Source organism: Sulfurimonas sp. (assembly GCF_026991475.1).
In the GTDB taxonomy this organism is placed as follows: domain Bacteria; phylum Campylobacterota; class Campylobacteria; order Campylobacterales; family Sulfurimonadaceae; genus Sulfurimonas.
Map to the genome: position 1 here is coordinate 19,832 of NZ_JALXBK010000024.1, position 20,025 is coordinate 39,856.

The window sequence follows — 20,025 nt, forward strand, 5'->3', positions numbered from 1 at the left end:
ATAATGCAGAATAAAACTCCTATTTTATTTGCATCACAAGATGTGTTTTTAGCAAATAAATTCATAATTGTGCATCAATGGGTTGAGTATCACTCTCCAAAGAGCATTTTACAAGAGCATAATATTGATGAAGAGTATTTTATTAAAAATTATGCAAATGGTGTATTTGACTATTTTATGGGCGTTATTTCTGGAAAAACCATTATAGGAAACTGTCCTGTTATGAAGGAACTTTTAGTCTATTTGAAGTATCGTGAAATAAGCGCAGATGAACTTTTTGAACTCTGTAGTCATTTTAGACGCTCTATGCTTGATTTCTCTTATGATAGTAATCTTAATTCAAAACAGATTTTTGAAGAGATTTCTTATATTTTTGATAAAAATTTCCGTGGAATTTTAAAATTTTATACGGATGCAATTTTTCAAAAACTCATTGATGCCATACAAGAAGCCATGCTTGCTTCCCAGGCAAAAGAGTACTTCCTTTCAAATATGTCACATGAAATTAGAACGCCTTTAAATGCTATTTTAGGCTTTGTCAATCTACTTATAAATGAAGATATATCTAAAAAGCATAGAAATTATCTTAATATAATTTTAAACAGTGGTGAAAATTTACTGAGTATTATTAATGATATTTTAGACTTTTCAAAACTTAGAAGTGGTGAATTTACAATAGAACCTAAGGTTTTTTCTTTGCATGAAGAGTTAAGCCATACAATGGAGCTTTTTGTTGCAAGTGCAAATTCTAAAGATATAACCATTATCTCTTTTATAAATCCTAATATTGCAAAAGAACTTTTTGGTGATATTTTGAGAATTAAGCAAATTCTTTCCAATTTTTTAAGTAATGCTATTAAGTTTACTCCAGAGAGTGGTGTTATAGTTGTTGAAGCAGAGTGTAATGATGGGTATCTTAAAATAAATGTTACAGATAGCGGTATAGGTATTAGTGCAGCGGAACTGACACATATTTTTGAAGCTTTTGCTCAAGCTCAGGAGCATGTTGAGTACAATAAAAATGGAACGGGTTTAGGGCTTTCAATCTCTAATCAGCTTGCAAAACTTATGGGTGGCAATGTTGGTGCAACTTCTATAGTAGGTGAGGGGAGTACATTTTATGTTGAAATTCCTATAGAAGTGATAAGTAATGAATGTAATATTGTTGAAGATATAAAAACATATCAAGAGTTGAAAATGGCGATTTATGCTAAAGATATGCAACTTAGTGTAAAGCATAAATCATTTATTAAATATGCTGAAGTTTTTGGAATGCAACTCGAGGTTATTGATACATTAGAAAGTAAGTGCGACATTTTTATTTTTGTACACGAAGAGCATAATGCTGCGTTTGTGCAGAAAGTGTTAGCATCTAAAAAGCATAGTATAGCGTTGATGAGTAGAGAATATGATGACTATGACAAATATAAAAGCATCAATTCTATCTGTTTTCCTCTGTACTGCTCTAAGATTCATAAAGCTTTTGATGAGTTGATAAATCCTCGTGATGATGCTGACTATGATAAAAAAATTACAAATAAGTTCAAAGGTCATATTCTTATTGCTGAGGATAATGAAGCAAATCAGGAATTGATTAAAATTATTTTGACAAAGTATGGTTTGACTTTTGATGTAGCAAATAATGGACTCGCTGCGTTTGAACTCTATAAAACAAATAAATATGATTTGATTTTGATGGATGAACAGATGCCTGTAATGGATGGAATAGAATCGGTCAGTAAAATAATAGAGTATGAAGAGTTACATGGTTTGCGACATACGCCAATTTCCGCACTTACTGCAAATGTTATAAAAGGAGCAAAAGAGCGAGGGTTACTAAGTGGATTCGATGCTTTTTTGGGTAAACCTGTCATACTTAAAGAGCTTGAGCGTCTCTTTATGTCTTATGTAAAACTCGACTCCTTTAGTATTGATAACGATGCAAAAGATGATGATAGGTTACAAAATAGTGTCATATCTGGACTAGATACACAAAAACTTTGCAAAGAGTTAATGCTTAGTAATGATGAACTGGTGATGCTTTTAACGCTCTTTCTTAAAAAGATGCGGACGACACTTCCTGATTTATGTGATGCGATTGAGTTGAAGCAGTATAAAAAAATTGCCTTACTTTGTCATAGTATAAAAGGCTCTAGTGGGAATTTTAGACTTGAGTTATTACAAAATATTGCTGGAAAGATGGAAGTAAAAGCAAAAGAAGAAGATGAAAGTTATGATTTTATGGGGAGTTATAAAATCATAAAAGAGAAGCTAGATCAAATTAAGATAATCTAAAACTACTCCTCTATGTAGTAACCTATGCCAGAAGCATTTTTGATGATGCTGTTTCAAGTTTGTTTCTGAGTCTCCAAACGAGTGTTCTTACACTATTTTCTGTTGCTCCATTCTCATCCCAAACATAGTTCATTGCCTGATCAAAGGTGACTACCACGCCAAGTTGTGCCACAAGTAGGCGTAAAAAGGCATTCTCTTTTTTTGTAAGTTTTATCTTTTTATTTTTGTAAAAAGTTTCACAAATGCTAATGTCGAGATGATAATCTTCTCCAAAAGGAACAATAGGTCTATTGCTCTCTTTTTTTGAATAAAGTAGCTTTTCCAGATTTGTTTTATCAACTTTTAAAGTATGAATGTTTTCTTCTTTTTGATTCTCAACATCAAATTTAAAAAGAGCCATTTGAATAGTGGCATGAAGCGAGTTTGGGTCAAATGGTTTTACTATGTAACCATAAGGTTCCGTCTGTTTTGCCTGCGCTATTGTGGCTTCATCACTATAAGATGTAAGATAGATAAATGGAATGTTATATTTGGCTTTGATCTCTTTTGCAAGTTCAATCCCGTCAGTACTCTCTTGGAGTGAAATATCTACAATAAGAACATCAGGATTGTGCGTTTGAATTTTATTTTTTGCCTGTTCTGGATTATCACATACTGCAACGACACTATATCCATGTTTTTGTAGAGACATATTTAAGTTTAATGAGGTAATTTCGTCATCTTCTACTATTATTACTCGTTGTTTTTGCATTGTATGTCCTAAATTGTGATAAAAATATATAGTGATTATATTATAACTTTTTATTATTTACAATGCTTGTAAGAACTTTGTAATATTATTGTTACTAAATTACACTAATATGTGATATAGTTATACAAGAAGTCTATTTACAAGAGGTTTGTATGTATTTTGTTTATATGGTGAAATGTAGTGATAATACACTCTATACTGGTATTACAACAGATTTACAAAGAAGAGTGCAAGAGCATAATGAATCTAAAAAAGGTGCAAAGTACACTCGTCTAAGAAGACCTGTTAGATTAGTCTATAGTGAAGAGTGTCAAGATCGAAGTAGTGCCTCTAAACGCGAAGCAGCAATTAAAAAACTTAAAAAAGAAGATAAATTGGGTATGATTACAGAAAAATATGGAGAATGTAATGGTATTTGATTTAGAAGAAGAGTATATAGAACTTTATAAACTTTTAAAAGTGTTAGATTTAGTAAATACAGGTGGACAGGCTAAAATGATAGTTGCAGATGGCTATGTTAAACGCAACGGAGAAACAGAGACTCGTAAACGGGCAAAGATAGTTTCTGGCGATGTTCTAATAGTTGGAGATGATGTAACTATAGAAGTAAAATAATTCTTCTATAGTAAAAATGAACTTACAAGACCGATAAGTCCTCCAAAGACTCCTCCCCAGACAACAAGCCAATCAAGATGTTCTTTTATGAGTTTTTGGACAATCTCTTTGACCATAAGTGGTGTAAGTTCGTTTAATCTTTCATCAATGATTTTTTCAATGGAATTTAGTAAATCATTATTAAGGGTTGAATTTTGCATATGTTGCGCGAGTGTGGCATTAAAGGCTTTAGAGTTTACTATTTTAATGACAGCTGATTTCATTTTGGATGAAAATGGTTCTTTTAGGCTCTCTAAGGCACTCTCTCCTCCAAACATTCCCAGCATTCCACCAAGAGAAGACTCCATTACAGTTTTAGAAAGTGCATCAAACGCAGGTGTAAAGTCGGTCTCTTCTATAATTGGAGCTAAGTTTATCTTTTGCTCTTCATTTTGAAAAAATTTTTCAAGTTGTTCCTGTGTAAAAAACTCTTGCATTATAAGATTTTTAATAGCTTCTTTAAAGGCTTCAAAACGATTTACAATAACGCCAGAACCATATAAAAATGGTATTTTTTCAAAAAGCATATAGATGGCTAGTTGGTTTGTAAGTGCTCCTGAAAGTGCAAAAAGTCCAGTATATAAAAGAGGCTCATGGTATTTGGTAAAAGTGTATGATAGTAAAACTAATATAAACGCAGTGAAGTTGGTTATAAAACTCTTATTTAGTTGCAACATAAATCCTTAGGGTTTTATAAGTTATTAAGACTACTCTAGTGAGTAGTCTTGTAGAAAATTAGCAAGAAGGAACGTTACCGCTGTCGCTTGCAAAGTCATGAAAGAAATCATAGTAATCTTTCATATATCTTGGTTTAAGTGCTTTGTCTTTAACTTTTGGACAAATCTTTTTAATTTCAGCTTTTAGTTTTCCAGCATTTTCAATAGCTGTCCACTCATCTTGTGTATGTTTCCCTGCGATTACACCACCATTTGCACCACAAGCTCTTTTAAGCTTTTTAGAAAATAGTTTTTGACCTTTTGCAGCATCAGCACTTGCAGCAGTTGCACCTAAAGCTAGTATTAAAGTTGCACCTAATGCAATTTTTGCGATTTTATTCATAATTTTTTCTCCTTAAGTATTTGAGTCATTATATATTTTTTTATATAAAAGTAATATATATTATAAAAGTAATTTATATAATTAATCTTATAGTGTAACAATTTGTTATAATATCACCAAAAAATTTATTAAAAGCTTTTTAGGAGATAGTAAATGCGCCAACAGATAGAAGAAATATTAAGTAAAGTCATATATCCAGGCTTTTCTAAAAATATTATGGAATTTGATTTTGTAACAGATATTAAAATAGAAGAAAAAGAGATAGTTGTTAGTTTGGATATACCATCAGCGTCTGATGAAATTGCAGAGCAGTTAACAGAAGAAATTGCAAAACGCTTGTCAACATTTAGTTCAGATATTGTAGTAAATATAGCACAACCTAAAATGCCTAGACAAACAAGTTCTGATGGTAAAAATGTTTTGCCAAATATTCAAAACTTTGTAATGGTGAGTAGTGGAAAAGGTGGTGTTGGAAAATCTACAACTACTGTTAATCTTGCGCTTGCATTGGCACAACAAGGTAAAAGAGTAGGTCTTATGGATGCAGATATTTATGGTCCTAATATTCCTCGTATGATGGGAATTGCTGATGTGCAACCAGTTTTTTTAGGTAAGACTATTAAGCCAATTCCTGCACATGGTATAAAAGTGATGTCTATTGGTTCGCTTGTAGAGCGTGGAGCTTCACTTATTTGGAAAGGTGCTATGGTTACTCAGGCGATTGAGCAGATGCTTGAAGATATTAAGTGGGGAGAGTTAGATGTTTTACTTTTTGATATGCCTCCAGGAACAGGAGATGCCCAACTCGCTCTTGCTCAGAGTCTGCCTGTAACAGCAGGTGTATGTGTTACAACACCGCAAAAAGTCTCACTTGATGATACCATAAGAAGTATGGATATGTTCACACAACTACACATTCCTATAGCGGGTGTAGTTGAAAACATGAGTGGCTTTATATGTCCAACTTGTAATACTGAACATGATATATTTGGCAAAGGAACAACGCAGCCACTTATAGATGCATATCAAACGCAGCTGCTTGGTGAAGTGCCAATAGAACCTGCAATTCGCGAGGGGGGAGATAGTGGACAACCTATAACTGTTATAGCGCCTAATTGTGAAACTGCTAAACGATATCAGGCAATAGCTACTAAACTTTGGGATTACCTTCAAGAAGTAAATGAGGGTGAGGGCGTTGATAACTCCTCAATTCAGCCTACTATTTTTTAGAGCTTATTCAAGATAAAAGAGTTTAGGTTTTGTCTTTTTCTCTGGTTTTAAAGTAAAGTGTTTTCTCGATGAGAGCACTTTACTTATTTCACTCTCTGGGTCATCTAAATTACCAAAATATCTTAGTTTCGCAGGGCAGGTTATTTGACAGGCTGTTGTTGTTTCACCTCTGGCTAAACGAGTATCTGCGCAAAATATACACTTATCTGTTACATGGTTTTTTTCATCTACATAGCGTGCATTGTAAGGGCATGCACTCATACAAGCTCTTGTTAAATCACACAAATCTTTATGGAGTCTGACAATTCCATTGTTATCTCTATAAATTGCTCCATTGGGGCATGCTGCCATACATGGAGCATCTTGACACTCTTGGCACTGCATCTGCATAAACTCTACTTTATCTCTATCGAGATTCCAAAAATCTCCAGAAACTTTTGTCTCCTCTTGAATCCAAAGGCGATGATTTTTTGCACCTAAATCTATACCATTTTCCTCTTTGCAAGCCACTTCGCAAGCGTGGCAGTTTATGCAGAGTTTATAGTCAAACGCCATCCCATAGTTTGCCATTACAATTTCCTTAATGTTACATTTGTTTCATGCATTGTTGCACAGCCATAGATCTTTTCAAATTTATCTTCAATTATCATATTATCACTTGCACCTTTTGCATAAGCATTTGTCATCTCTTGCGAATCTATACCAAATCCATGCGGAATCCAAAGCACATTAGGTGCTATTTTATTTGTTGGATTAGCTTTGATGACGATGCTAGAGACACTACTCATAACAACAACGCTATCTCCTGTTTTTATACCCAGTCTTTTTGCATTATTATTGTTTATCCACAAATAATTTTCTTTCTCAAAATCTTTAAGCATAACATTGTTTGCCGTGGCACTTTGAGTTGTTGTGACATATCGTCCTGTTATGACACGAAATTCATCTTCGTGTAAATTGAAATCATAATACTTATGCCAAGTTGGCATCGCATCAAATCCTGCTTTTTCTAATTTTTTAAGGTAGGCATTAACTCTGTATTTTTTATCTATAGTATAAAATCTTTTCTCTGGAGGGTAATACTCATAAAAATCATTAAAAAGTTCTTTTTGTTCGTCCATATAAGGGTACCAAACACCTTTTTCTTTGAGTGAATTATAGACTTCTTTGCCAAACTGTTTTGTGATGAGCCTTTTGTTCCTTTGTGTTGTATTGTAGCCGTAGAGTTCTGCCATATCATAGCCACCCTCTACAAATGCTTTGTGCAGACCATCCTCTTTTATGCTATCTTGTAGATCTTCATCATATTTGGCACTTACATGAAACAAAGGAACTGAAAGTTTTTTTCCTAATCCTTTTAAAATGTCCTGCATACTTCTACTCTCATAGAGTGACTCTATCACCTGATTTCGCAGGGCTAAAGAGGGTTCAAGTCTGTTAAAGCTTACAACCATATCTTCACGTTCTAAGTAGGTACACTCAGGGAGAATTACATCCGCCATCATCGCGGTATCGCTTGGCATGGTGTCGAGTACAACTACTAAATCCATCATCTCAAGCATCTTTTTTGTTTTTGCAATATTTGGCATATTTTGCATAAGGTTATGTTTTCTGATGAACATTGCCTTTACAGGGTAGGGTGCTGTTTTACTAACTACTTTTTCTCTGAAGTTTAACCAACTTCCACCTTTTTGTGAACCATAGACTATGCCATCTAAATCAAATCGTCCCTCGGCATTGTTATAGAGTGGCTCATTTATCTCTTCATCATTGAGTTTAATTGGCTGTCCAAAAATGATGCCACCTTTTCTGTTTACACTCCCTGCAAGTGCATTTATAAGCACCATTGCGCGGCGAAGCTGAAAATCGTTTTGACTCCAGACACTTCGGCGACCTAAGTAGTAAAGAGGGTTCGATGCTGCAAAAAATTCTCGTGTTATTTTTTCTATTTTTTGAGAAGGAATGTGTGTTTTACTCTCAGCCCATTCTGGAGTATATTTTTGAGAGAGTATATGTGCTTTTAGTTTTTCAAAATCATCAAACTGTTCATTTACATATTTTTTATCATAAAGTTCTTCTTTAAACGCAATATACATCATACTCAAACAAAACGCCAAATCAGTTCCGGGGTAGAGTGGCAAATACTCATCTGCTTTTATAGCAGTTACAGTGCAACGAGGGTCAAGCACAACAAGTTTTTGTTTGGAGTGAATCATATCAACACTATCAGGGGTGATGAGTGATTCGTATCTGTTCGCACCACTGATAATCATATAGTCACTCCCTGCAACATCCATTTCACCTACATCACCAATGGTGAGTTGTGTCGCTCCAAGTTTTGTATTTAGGCAGATGCTTCCTTCATCTAAAAAGTTTGCACTTCCTAGTTTTGAGCCAAAAAATTTAATGTACTCATCTTTGTTAAAGCCCTCTCCATTACAGTATGCGATAGTAGAACGGTTGTCTTTTTGCTCATCTATAATTTTGACTAACTTCTCTTTGATGTATTCATATGCTTCATCCCAAGTGGCTCTCTTATATTGTCCATCACCTCGATTTCCAATTCTAATGAGTGGATATTTGAGTCTATCTTCATCATAGATTGCTTGAATACCAGCATTACCTTTTGGACAGAGCATATTGCGACTTTTTGGAAAGTTGTGGTTTGGATTGAGTTTTGTAATAAGACCATTTTCAACTCTTGCATATCCTGCACATTTATTTCTGCACATATTACAAAGGTAGGGAGTGTCTGTTGTTTTTTTATTGGATGTTTTTGTTGTTTGCCAAGGAGAAGAGAGAGCAGAAGTAGCGTAAATACAAAGAGATACGCTACCTTGTAAAAATTTTCTTCGAGAAGTTTCTATAATATTCATATGAGTATTATAGCACATTTTAGAAGTCTCAAAAAATGAGACTTCTAATAAATATAATGATTAGTGATCGCCACCATCTAAGTCAAACATTTTTTGACCGAAATAGTAGAGCATAAAGAAGATTCCAATTGCACCAAATCCAATTGCAAATTCTGCTGCACTTGGGAAGTATTCAATCCATTTTGGAGGAAGTTGATACTCTGTAAGTTTCATCATTTGAAGAGGTTTTACTTGTGTATCATGAACTAAATCATAGCGCATAAAGAAGATACCAATCATACCTATAAATGAAGCATATACATATAGATTAATTGATTTCCATTTTGTTGTTAGCATTACTACAAAAGGAATTAACATACCACAAAGAACTTCACCATATACGAAGCCACCACTATGTAAAATATGTTCAACTACATCTGCACGACCTGGCATACCACCATAAATACCTGTCATCATTTTCCATGTTTCAAAGAACATTAAAATAGCCAAAAGAAGTGTTTGAATCTTAGCAAGACCTATAAGCCCTTTTTTAATCTCTTCTGGAAAATTCATTTTATATCTAAATCCATACATTAAATATGTTAAGTATATACCTGTAATAAATGCAGTCAAGATAAAATATGTTGGATAAAAAACACCATTTGAAATAGTTCTAGCATTTAAAAATCCAAAAACACCACCAAGATTTGAGTGTGCTGCGAGACCTACTAATAGACCAGTTAGACCAAAAATTCTAGCATTTTTCATATCGTTACGCATTAAGAAAATAAATTCTATAATCATAAATGTAAGATAAATTCCATAAAGTGTACCCATCCACCAGATAGCTGATGTAAGACCTGGACTTAAAACATTATAAATAAGCATTCTGACTGGATGACCAATTTCAAATGCAATTACAGCAAAACCAGCTAAAATAGTTACAATAGAACCAAGAATAGCTCTTTTACTCATTGCCATATAATCTTTAAAGCCAAAAACATCACCTAAAGAACCAACGATACAAAGACCAGTTGAGCTAACAACAAAGAAAATATACATAGCAATTAAAAGACCCCATGGATGTTCTCTTGTAACATTATAAGCGTGATGAGAATGGATTAGGTACTCAATAACACCCCAGCCAAAAGCTCCAAGTAATCCAATTGTTAAAATAAACATTAAAATATTTAAAGGAGTTTTCTCAAAAGTCATAAGACTCTTTAGAGTGAAATCCTTCATAGGTATAATTTTTTTAATAAAATTCACTTTATCCTCCTTATGTTAGATAAAAAAGTTTTGGTTTTGTTCCAAGATGCGCTTTAAGACTGAAATGATCTCTTGTACGAAGAAGTTCACTAATTTCACTCTCAGGGTCATCTAAATCACCAAATGTTCTTACTTTTGTAGGACAAGTATTTTGACAAGCTGTTGTTGTCTCACCACGAGCAAGTCTTGTGTCTGAACAAAAAGTACACTTATCTACGGTCATTGTTCTTTCATCTACATATCTTGCATCATAAGGACAAGCATTCATACAGTATGAACATAAAATACATTTATCAGCATCTACTCTTACAACTCCATTTTCATCATAGTAAGTTGCATGTGTTGGACAAACTTCTTGACAAGGTGCATCATCACATTGCTGACATTGGCTTGGTAGAAAAGATGCAGATGCCATATCTAAAAGTGGCCATGCTCCCTCTGGGTTATTGCCACCTACCCAAATTCTATGTTTTTCTGCACCAAGTTCTACACCATTTTCCTCTTTACACGCTACTTCACATGCTTTACAGTTGATACAATTTTTGTAATCAAGTGCCATTCCATATCTTGCCATAATTACACCTTCCTAATTTCTACATTTGTGTCATGCATTACCGCTGCACCATATACAGGCTCAATCTTATCTTCAATAAGAAGAGCATCATTTGCACCATTTCCATATGCCAATTCCATTTTTTCACTGCTTCCACCAAAACCATGAAGCATGAAGATTTGATTTGGAGCAATTTTATTTGTAGGGTATGCCATAATGGTTACTTTTCCAATAGGACTTTTTACTTCAACTTTATCTGCAAATTTAATTCCCATTTTTTCACATACTTGATTGTTGATCCAAATATAGTTTGTAGGGATTAAATCTCTTAACATTGCATTATTCGTTGTACCACTTTGAGTAAATTGTGCATGACGACCAGTTACAAGTCTAAATTGACCTGCTGGAACACTAAATTCCATATCATCATGCCATGCTGGCATGGCATCTACACCTTTTTTTGTTAAGTTTGATAAATTACATTTAACTTTTAATTTATCACCTTGTGTTGAGTAGTGTTTTTTATTTTCAGGGTAATACTCAAATTCATTTGGATTGAGTTGTGTATGGTACTCTTCCATGTGCGGATAGTAAACACCTTTTTCATCTAAGATTTCCCATGCTTTTTTACCATATGCTTTTGTAATTCTCTCTTCATTTTGTTCATGAACAGGTTTTTCCCAAGGCTCAGCTAAATCAAAACCATTTTCTTTGTAATATTGCTCAATCTCTGCCTTGCTCATACCTTCCGTGTCATCTTGAACATCTTCATCATATTTTAGAGTATTTTCCCAAAGAGGTTTAGATAATTTTTCAGCTAACTCTTTGTAGATAACTTCAGGAGTTTTTGTCTCATAAAGAGGCTTAATAGCTGCTTTTCTTTGAACAATTGCAGGTTCCATTCCCCCATAACTAGCTACTGGAGAAGTTCTTTCAAGGTAAGATGCTTCTGGTAAAATAACATCAGCATACATTGTAGTGTCACTTGGTAGGATGTCTATCATAACATTCAAATCCATTTTTTTCAAAAATGCTTCTGTCTTTTTGGTATTTGGAACACCTGCCATAGGATTATGTTTTCTCATAAACATAGCTCTTAATGGATAAGGATTCTTACCTTCAAGTACCATGTTTCTAAAGACAATCCATGAACCAGTTTTTAGTGATGGAATAGCGATGCCATCTTTGTCAAATCTAGCTTGAGCCTGTCCATAAATAGGTGCATTTACATCTTCTTTAGGAAGTTGAAGTTTTTGACCGTAAACTATACCACCTTTTTTATCTAAGTTTCCACTTAAACCTTGGAATATTGCCATAGCACGACGAAGTTGGAAGTCATTTTTAGAAAATACACTTCGGCGACCTTGATAATAGATAGGACTTCGTGCAGCCATAAATTCACGAGCTGTTTTTGTAATCTCTTTTGCAGAAATATTTGTAAGTTTTGCTGCCCATTCTGGTGTATAGTTATGAGAAAGAATATGTTGTTTATATTCGTCAAATCCTTCTACATGTTTTGCAACAAAAGCTTTGTCATATAACTCTTCTTTAATAGTAACATAAGTTAAAGCAAGAACAAATGCCAAGTCTGTTCCCGGATTTATTGCGTACCATCTGTCTGCTTTTACTGCAGTATTTGTAAATCTTGGATCTAAAACAATTGTTTTAAGACCTCTTCCTTTAGAACGTTTAAACATATCCATAGTATCAGGAGTAATGATAGCTTCTGCTCTGTTAGCACCCGCGATAATAAGATAGTCAGCATTAGTTAAGTCTGCTTCACCGTAAGTACCTATAGTATTTACATATCCACCAAGTGTAGTTTCAAGACAAATACTAACTTCATCAACATAGTTAGGAGAACCAATCTTTTCACCAACTAAAACTTCAAAACCCTCTTTTGAAAGACCTTCACCATTACAGTAACCAATTGTTGCACGGTTGTCTTTCTCTTCATCCAGAATTTGTTTGATACCTTTAAATTTATCAGTACCGTTTAAAATGGCTTCATAAGCTTCATCCCAACTAACACGTTTATATTTTCCATCGCCTCTTTCGCCAATTCTTACCATTGGATATTTTAAACGATCTGGATCATAAAGCGTCTGAATACCAGCATTACCTCTTGGGCAAAGCATATTCCTATTTTTTGGAAAATATGGATTAGGATCTAATTTTGTAATTATTCCATCTTCAACTCTAGCTAAACCTGCACATTTATTTACACATATACCACATAAAAAAGGCACATGCTCTGCCTTCGCTGTACTTGTCTTCGTTGTAATTGTACTAGGTATCCTGCTATTTGTTGATTTATGTTCACTAGCATTCTCACTAGAGAAAAGATTTGTAGCACTAATCGCTGACGCACCAGCAACACTTAAAGCCACACTTCCTTGAAGAAATTTTCTTCTCGAAACTTCTACACTCATAAGCACTTCCTCTTTGTAATTTTCTAAAATGGAGTATAAGTCTAAGAAAAACTTATAAAAATCATTAGATTAAGGTATGGTAATACAGATTGACTTATAAATAACTTTTATTTACGTAATAATTCTAATAAGTTGCAATTATGGGAAAAATAGATATGAAAAAAGAGAAAAAAACAAAAATTTGTGAGAAGGAGAAATAAGGAACAAGAGCATAAAGCTCTTGTTAGTAAATATTAGTATTTATAGCTACAAGAAATTCTTAACTCTTGAGTACTTTTTACATCATTGTCTGCCAGAGTTGGATCAGCCCAAAATTGTTCTATATTAGATTTGTATTTATAATCCATATATGTATATCTTATCTGTGTAGAGAAGTGACCATTTTCAAATGGTAAATTCCAATAAGCTTCATATGCATTACCTCTTGTAGCAATTTTAGAACCACTCATCGTATCTTCAGCCCATGTTTCCGGTGCCCAATATTTTGAACCATAGTTATATTCTATACCTATTTGACCATTATCAGTAATTAAATCTGGAAAAATAAAACCACTCCAGAAACTATATCCATTTTCACTGTTTTTAGTACCTTGCATTTTATAACCATCTTTAGGATCTGTTCTCGTAGCTGCAATAGAAACAAAGAGTGTACTACTATCTAAAAAATCAATATCTTCATCAAGTCCATCAATTTGCATTGATATTGCCGCCATGTGTTTCAGTCCTGCACCAGTTGTAGCTCCTGCTGGATTTTCTGAACTTACTAGACTCTGTTTTGATCCCATAAAATTAAATATAGCAGCATATTGAGCCATTAGATTAACTTGACCATCATTGTAAATACTCATAGGTACAACAAAAAAGTCAACATTTTCATCTTTTGCACCTACTGCTGTGTAAGGTGTTCCCATAAAAGATGGTTGGTTGATATTTGTATATGATCTACCTAAAACAAGTTTTAAGTAAGAACCTTCGAGTCCAAAAGCATTTCCAATGCGAACCATAGCACCGTCTACTTCCATATTTGTAATATGTGCTAAAGGTGAACCTGGATTTGCTAGACCTTCTCTGTGATTAGCCAAAAATCCGTCTGTAGCTGGTCGTCTACCTGCGCTAAAACTGATAGGATGAGTACCATCAGTTAGTCTATAAACAAAGTACGCTTGTCTGATTTTTATAATATCATCATCAGCTTTTGAACTTGCTCTCCAATTCACATTTTGAAAACGATCGTTTGTTGGCAGGTTATTGGCACCCCATGTACTATACGCTGCTAATTGTCCTCTAAAAGTCAATCTATCTGTTGGTGCTGCAACCATACCAAGCCATAAACGGTTAGTTAAAAGTGAAGAGTTTGTGACACTTTTCCCATTTTTTAGTTTATAATCTAAATAGTTATAAGCTGTTCTAAAGTTTACATCCCACTTAATGTTATCGTTTCCATCATGTTTTTTTACTTCAATTAAGCCTCTTGCAGTCTGTTTTTGTTTTTTCTCCATTTTGTCAATTTTTTTTGTAAGTTTGTCAATTTGAGTTTGCATCGAACTTACAGTTGAATTTACATCTGATTTTGCGTAGACCGACGTAGTCAAAAAAGCTAAAACAGATAATGTAATAATTTTGTTCATACCTATCCTTAATATTAATTTCTATAAAATACTACTATTGATAAGATTAAAAATAAGTTAAACTTAATCTTGTAATTATAATTTATTATAGAATGGGGATAAAAATGGAAAAAGAGACATATAAATTGTTTGAAAATACAAATAGTGAGAAAATCTTAGAAAAATTAGATGAAGAGTTGAAAAAGAGAAATGAGTCTCCATTTTGGAGTGATAAAGTTGTGCCATTCTCGGCAGCTATACTCTCTGTCTTGGTTCCTTTGCGTGAACAAAATTTACTTTTTACTCCTGAAGGTTTAAAAGTAGAGGTTTTAACACCTGAACTATTCTTGGATTGGAGTGATTTCTTAAGTTTGAAGAGCCTTGCGTTTACTATTGCAAAATCTAATGAAGCAAAAGAACTTGTAAGAACATCACTAACTAAAGAAGAGTGCCAGCGGTATGAGCCGATTGATTTGAAATTATTGGGTGAGTATCTTTCTAAATATAGTGTGAATTTAGAGTATGAAAATTTAGATTTTCCTATTGCAAATTACAATTTGCATCAGGGCGTTTCAAATGTTGTTAAATCTTTGCTTTAAGTGCTAGTCACTTAATAAAATATGGAATAAAGAAGCCACCAAAGTAAGAAAATAACAAGACCTAAAACTGCGAATGTAACGATAATTCGCAGTGAGAGGTAAAAAAGAAATTTAAGCCAAGTCGGCATTTATGGTCTGTATGGAACAGTCTTTATATGCAGACCTTTTGTTGCATATTCCATCCCACCTTTGAGATTTATAACATTGTATTTAAACTCTTTTGAGAGCCATGGTGCTATTATGGAAGTTCTGCTGCCTGTATGACAAATAAGTGCAAAAGGTTTAGTAGTATCTACTTTTTTATTTAACTGTATTAAAAATTTTTTTGCATCATACTTGCCTTTTGCATTAAAAAACATAATAGGAATAGCACCTTTTAATAGCCCCGTTTCCCTCCACTCTCCTGGCGTTCTTACATCAACGATGGGAATGTTTTTGCTTAGAAAATCCTTTGTGAGATACTGGCTTGTGAGTTGTGCAAAAAGTGATGCACTTAAAAGCATAAGACTTAAAATTATTTTTTTCAACTGTTTTCCTTAGTTTTTGGATATTAAAGTGTATAATTATATCAAAAATAACAGGGAACTTATGGCCGCATCAAAAAAAGTAGTTGAAAATTCAAATAGATTACGTTATGTCAGAGCATTGCAACGCTTTCAAAAAAGTCTGCTTTCTTATCTTACAAATAGTGATGCCCTCACAAAAGAGAAGTATGACAAAAAGATTGAAAACGCCTTAAAACTGCTCAAGAGAGTTGAAGAGAGTCAAATTTATAAGGGAGAGCTGCAGGATTTACAAGCACATGTAAATAAAATGATTGCTTATAAAAACTCACAAACAGATATAGAGTCGATCAAAGAAGATATTTTATACAGTGCAAATCAGCTTGAAAAGAGTAAAAATGCCAAAAGATATAAAAAAGATAAACACTCCCACTCAAAATTTCAAGATTGGGAGTAGTTGATATGGTACAATTTTGTACTTAATAACATAAAGGTTACTTATGACACTCGCAGAAAAAGAGATTAAAAAATTTGAAAATCATAATTGTGCTGAAGATGCTCTATTTTATCAAGCAATGGAGGAGGTGATATATTCTATTGCTCCTCTTTTGGAATCTGATGAAAAGTATGCAAAATATGCAATTTTAGAGAGATTGGTTATTCCAGATAGAATAATAAAGTTTAAAGTTACTTGGTTGGATGATAATAATAAAATTCAGGTAAATAGTGGCTTCCGTGTGCAGTTTAACAATGCTCTAGGACCATACAAAGGGGGATTGCGTTTTCACCCTACTGTAACTGAGGGTGTTTTAAAATTTCTAGGTTTTGAACAAATTCTTAAAAATTCACTTACAGGTTTGCCTATTGGTGGGGCAAAAGGTGGGAGTGATTTTGACCCTAAGGGTAAAAGTGATTTTGAGATTATGAAATTTTGTGCTGCGTTTATGACGGAGTTACATAAGTATATAGGACCACGAATAGATGTACCAGCTGGTGATATTGGTGTTGGGGGTCGTGAAATAGGTTACCTTTTTGGAGAGTATAAAAAAATCACCTCTTCTTATGAAGGAACATTAACAGGCAAACCATACTTTTTTGGTGGTTCTTTAATGCGTCCAGAGGCAACAGGTTATGGTGCTGTTTATTTTACACAAACAATGCTAGAGATGGAAAATAAAGAAGCACTTGAAGGTAAAATTTGTACTGTAAGTGGAGCTGGAAATGTAGCACTTCATGCCATAGAAAAACTGCAAGATATTGGTGCTGTTGTTGTGAGTTGTTCAGATTCAAGAGGGACTGTTTATGATGCTAGAGGTGTTGATTTGGCACTTTTAAAAGATATAAAACTAAAACGTCGTGCTTCACTTGAAGAGTATTGCAAAGTACATAATGAGGGCAAATATATACCGGTAGCTGAATATCCAGAAGGTGGTCATGCTGTTTGGGATATACCATGTTATGCTGCGTTTCCATGTGCCACTCAAAATGAGCTTACTGAGGTTGATGCAAAGGCTCTTATAACAAATGGATGTGTGAGTGTCACAGAGGGTGCAAATATGCCTTCAACTCCAGATGCTATAGATCTGTTGCAAACACATAAAATCTGTTTTGCACCGGCAAAGGCGGCAAATGCAGGTGGCGTCGCTGTGAGCGAATTTGAAATGAGTCAAAATGCTTCCATGACAAAATGGAGTTATGCAAAAGTAGATGAAAAACTTAAAGAGACGATGCAAATGATATGTAAGCGTGTCTCTTTAACTGCTAAAGATTACGGAGTGGAAGGCAATTATGTGCATGGGGCTAATATTGCTGGATTTAAAAAAGTTGCAGATGCTATGATAGCGGAGGGCATATAAAAGTAATGAATAAGCTATTTCTTTTTGTTTTAACGCTCTTAGTGCCTTTTATGCTAAACGCGGCGGTTAGATATGATCCTTTTATTGATCAACAAATAGCATTGACATTAAAAATGGATGATGCGAATTTAACGCAAAAAGAGATATATAAACTTGTGCAAAAGCAAGAGCATATGTATGAAGCACAGCTTGATGATTTAATGGTGAATAAAGCAGTTTATATAGAGAAACTAGGGGATTTTGGATCTAAAATATTTGCTTTACAAAAAATAATTGCTATAAATAAACGCGCAGGGAATACTTATGCAGTGTTAAGAGATGAGGTGCGGATTAAATCTTTGAAATATGTCCAAGAGCAAGAACTGCTAGTAAAAAAGATTTTACTAGCTCTTGATTTACCAAATATGCAAGCTTATGAACAAAAGCTAAATACTCTTGTTGTTGCAGAACAAAAGTATGTATCAAGGCTCTATAGTAAAGACTATACTCCATATTTAAAACTTGATAATAGTTCTTCTAAAATTATTAGTCAACTCCAGCAAAATATTCGTGATTTTTATGCTCTTCAGGAAATAAATACTGATTTTATAGCTTATATTTATAAGTTTGAAAATAGAATGTATAGGCTCAATAAATATTCCAAATATCATATTATAACTCTTGCAATCTATCTGCAGTCATTTGGATTAGTGCAAAAAATTGATTCTGTATTAAATATGTATGGTTTAAGTATTATGAAAATTTTAATTATACTCTTTATGACTCTGCTTATTTATATATTTAGAAAAATTATTTATACATTGATACAAAAAAGTTTTTCTAAAATTGATATATTGGCTAAATATTCAGATATTCTTCTTTCTAAACCAAAAAAAGCTATAGAGTCTTTGCTTATTATCATTAATATTAATATCATTATATATGTATTAAATGATTTTAGTAACAGTGAAACAGTTGCAATAGTATTTAATATAATCTATGGTATCTACTTTACAGCTATTATTTACATCTTTATAAATGCGCTTGCTTCGATTAAGGTAAGCAGTATGGATGCAAGGCAAACAGGTGTAAAAAGTGAACTTATTAATGTTGGTCTTAAAATTATTAATTTTATTATTATACTTATAGGTGTACTGATTGTGCTTTATTTAGGAGGAGTTGATTTAACTGCAGTTCTTTCAGGTCTGGGAATAGGTGGTTTTGCAGTTGCCTTTGCTGCAAAAGATACTATATCTAATTTCTTTGGAACACTTGCGGTACTTTTTAGTGAGGTTTTTTCTCAAGGAGATTGGATAGAGATAGATGGAAAAGAAGGTGTTGTCGTTGAAATAGGTATTCGTGTAACAACTTTGCGTACATTTGATAATGCACTTATCGCAATTCCAAATGGAACTTTTGCTGCAAAAGATATTAAGAACTGGAACAAAAGAAAACTTGGACGACGCATTAAAATGTCCCTTGGCGTGAAGTATGATTCTAAAAAAGAGAATATTGTAAACGCAGTCAATGAGATAAGAGAGATGCTTGTACTACATCCTGATATTGCAAGTAAAAATACAAAATATGAATATAAAGATTTTCGTCGTTCTGCTAAACTAGTCTCTAAAGAGGATCTGCAGGGAATTAAAAAGACACTTTTGGTCTATCTCGATGAGTTCGATTCTTCAAGTATAAATATTTTAGTTTACTGTTTTTCTAAATCTGTAGATTGGGAAGATTGGCTTAAAACAAAACAGGATGTTATGGAAAAGATTATGGATATATTTGAGAAAAATTCTCTTGAGTTTGCGTTTCCATCACTTTCTATTTATAATGAAACGCAAAGTTCTCAAAAAGAACTTTCTTAGAAAAGATTTTGACTAAGGTATATCCACCCTTGCCAGAGTGCAGCTGAAGAGATACCAGCTGCAAAACCTGCTATGATGTCATCACCCATTACACCAACACCGCCCGGAGCTTCTCTGTCTATTCGCCCAATTATAGATGGTTTTGTAATATCAAAATATCTAAAAAGTACAAATGATAAGAGTGACTCTATTAAAAAACCATTGCTTAGCGTGAGAACTTGATTTGATGCAACAGAGATTGCTGGGGCAATGCTAAGAGCAAACCACATTCCCGCAAGTTCATCAATTACAATTCTTTGGTCATCATGATTGCCTGTCTCTTGTTCATACTGGTTTATAACTTTTATGGCAATGACAGAGATAAGCAGAGCCGCTAAAAAAAGTGTTGTTGTATCGAAGTAGATTAAAATTGCCATACCTATAGGGAGTGAAACAAGTGTACCCATTGTACCAGGTGCCTTTGGTGATAGACCGCTATAACCTAAGGTTAAAAAAAACCAGTTCATATATCTGTT

The 20,025-nt window shown here is 33.6% G+C and carries 19 protein-coding genes; 8 read left to right on the plus strand and 11 right to left on the minus strand.

Features of this window, described 5'->3' with window-relative positions; all coding sequences use genetic code 11:
* Positions 1-3: 3 nt before the first annotated feature.
* Complete coding sequence (locus tag MV589_RS01725) at positions 4-2,295, plus strand: hybrid sensor histidine kinase/response regulator (protein WP_297431441.1); 2,292 nt, start codon at positions 4-6, stop codon at positions 2,293-2,295.
* 22 nt (positions 2,296-2,317) lie between these two features.
* On the opposite strand, the gene MV589_RS01730 is transcribed toward MV589_RS01725, so the two are convergent.
* Complete coding sequence (locus tag MV589_RS01730) at positions 2,318-3,046, minus strand: response regulator (protein WP_297431443.1); 729 nt, start codon at positions 3,044-3,046, stop codon at positions 2,318-2,320.
* Positions 3,047-3,198: 152 nt separating this feature from the next.
* Here MV589_RS01730 and MV589_RS01735 point away from each other — a divergent pair, with 152 nt between their 5' ends.
* Positions 3,199-3,465: a GIY-YIG nuclease family protein gene (locus MV589_RS01735; protein ID WP_297431445.1), complete on the plus strand. Its 267-nt coding sequence runs from the start codon at positions 3,199-3,201 to the stop codon at positions 3,463-3,465.
* Complete coding sequence (locus tag MV589_RS01740) at positions 3,455-3,661, plus strand: RNA-binding S4 domain-containing protein (protein WP_297431447.1); 207 nt, start codon at positions 3,455-3,457, stop codon at positions 3,659-3,661. The genes MV589_RS01735 and MV589_RS01740 overlap by 11 nt, the downstream gene beginning before the upstream one ends.
* Before the next feature lie 5 nt (positions 3,662-3,666).
* Here MV589_RS01740 and MV589_RS01745 read toward each other — a convergent pair whose 3' ends face one another.
* Both MV589_RS01745 and MV589_RS01750 read right to left on the minus strand, forming a co-directional pair.
* Positions 3,667-4,374 (minus strand): DUF445 domain-containing protein, encoded by a 708-nt coding sequence (locus MV589_RS01745; RefSeq protein ID WP_297431538.1) that lies wholly within the window; start codon positions 4,372-4,374, stop codon positions 3,667-3,669.
* A 61-nt stretch (positions 4,375-4,435) separates the two neighbouring features.
* Positions 4,436-4,759 (minus strand): cytochrome C, encoded by a 324-nt coding sequence (locus MV589_RS01750; protein WP_297431449.1) that lies wholly within the window; start codon positions 4,757-4,759, stop codon positions 4,436-4,438.
* A gap of 153 nt (positions 4,760-4,912) precedes the next feature.
* Between MV589_RS01750 and MV589_RS01755 the strand changes: the two genes are divergently transcribed.
* A complete protein-coding gene (locus MV589_RS01755; protein ID WP_297431451.1) occupies positions 4,913-5,989 on the plus strand; it encodes an Mrp/NBP35 family ATP-binding protein in 1,077 nt (358 codons plus the stop codon).
* Positions 5,990-5,992: 3 nt separating this feature from the next.
* Here MV589_RS01755 and MV589_RS01760 read toward each other — a convergent pair whose 3' ends face one another.
* From MV589_RS01760 to MV589_RS01785, 6 genes are all read right to left on the minus strand, one after another.
* Entirely contained in the window at positions 5,993-6,559 is a 567-nt protein-coding gene (locus MV589_RS01760; protein ID WP_297431453.1) for a 4Fe-4S dicluster domain-containing protein, read from the minus strand.
* The gene (locus MV589_RS01765; protein WP_297431455.1) at positions 6,559-8,865 is read right to left on the minus strand and encodes a molybdopterin-dependent oxidoreductase; all 2,307 of its coding nucleotides are present in this window, start codon (positions 8,863-8,865) and stop codon (positions 6,559-6,561) included. The genes MV589_RS01760 and MV589_RS01765 overlap by 1 nt, the downstream gene beginning before the upstream one ends.
* 60 nt (positions 8,866-8,925) lie before the next feature.
* Positions 8,926-10,059: an NrfD/PsrC family molybdoenzyme membrane anchor subunit gene (gene nrfD / locus MV589_RS01770; protein ID WP_297431457.1), complete on the minus strand. Its 1,134-nt coding sequence runs from the start codon at positions 10,057-10,059 to the stop codon at positions 8,926-8,928.
* 64 nt (positions 10,060-10,123) lie between these two features.
* Positions 10,124-10,687 carry a 4Fe-4S dicluster domain-containing protein gene (locus MV589_RS01775; protein ID WP_297431458.1) on the minus strand — a complete coding sequence of 188 codons (564 nt, stop codon included), beginning with the start codon at positions 10,685-10,687 and terminating at the stop codon, positions 10,124-10,126.
* Between the two features lie 2 nt (positions 10,688-10,689).
* On the minus strand, positions 10,690-13,098 hold the full coding sequence (locus tag MV589_RS01780) for a molybdopterin-containing oxidoreductase family protein (RefSeq protein ID WP_297431460.1): 2,409 nt from the start codon (positions 13,096-13,098) through the stop codon (positions 10,690-10,692).
* A 233-nt stretch (positions 13,099-13,331) separates the two neighbouring features.
* On the minus strand, positions 13,332-14,726 hold the full coding sequence (locus MV589_RS01785) for a DUF3373 family protein (RefSeq protein WP_297431462.1): 1,395 nt from the start codon (positions 14,724-14,726) through the stop codon (positions 13,332-13,334).
* A gap of 104 nt (positions 14,727-14,830) precedes the next feature.
* Here MV589_RS01785 and MV589_RS01790 point away from each other — a divergent pair, with 104 nt between their 5' ends.
* Positions 14,831-15,304: a hypothetical protein gene (locus tag MV589_RS01790; protein ID WP_297431464.1), complete on the plus strand. Its 474-nt coding sequence runs from the start codon at positions 14,831-14,833 to the stop codon at positions 15,302-15,304.
* A gap of 128 nt (positions 15,305-15,432) precedes the next feature.
* Here MV589_RS01790 and MV589_RS01795 read toward each other — a convergent pair whose 3' ends face one another.
* Positions 15,433-15,831 carry a rhodanese-like domain-containing protein gene (locus MV589_RS01795; RefSeq protein ID WP_297431466.1) on the minus strand — a complete coding sequence of 133 codons (399 nt, stop codon included), beginning with the start codon at positions 15,829-15,831 and terminating at the stop codon, positions 15,433-15,435.
* Positions 15,832-15,892: 61 nt separating this feature from the next.
* Here MV589_RS01795 and MV589_RS01800 point away from each other — a divergent pair, with 61 nt between their 5' ends.
* The 3 genes from MV589_RS01800 to MV589_RS01810 are packed head-to-tail and all read left to right on the plus strand — an operon-like array spanning position 15,893 to position 19,510.
* A complete protein-coding gene (locus MV589_RS01800) occupies positions 15,893-16,264 on the plus strand; it encodes a hypothetical protein (protein ID WP_297431468.1) in 372 nt (123 codons plus the stop codon).
* 43 nt (positions 16,265-16,307) lie between these two features.
* Positions 16,308-17,663, plus strand: a complete 1,356-nt coding sequence (gene gdhA, locus MV589_RS01805) for an NADP-specific glutamate dehydrogenase (protein ID WP_297431469.1) — start codon at positions 16,308-16,310, stop codon at positions 17,661-17,663.
* A gap of 5 nt (positions 17,664-17,668) precedes the next feature.
* Positions 17,669-19,510 (plus strand): mechanosensitive ion channel family protein, encoded by a 1,842-nt coding sequence (locus MV589_RS01810; protein ID WP_297431471.1) that lies wholly within the window; start codon positions 17,669-17,671, stop codon positions 19,508-19,510.
* Here the strand turns inward: MV589_RS01810 and MV589_RS01815 are convergent.
* Complete coding sequence (locus tag MV589_RS01815) at positions 19,507-20,016, minus strand: phosphatidylglycerophosphatase A family protein (protein WP_297431472.1); 510 nt, start codon at positions 20,014-20,016, stop codon at positions 19,507-19,509. The two genes, MV589_RS01810 and MV589_RS01815, sit on opposite strands and share 4 nt — an antisense overlap.
* Positions 20,017-20,025: the final 9 nt, after the last annotated feature.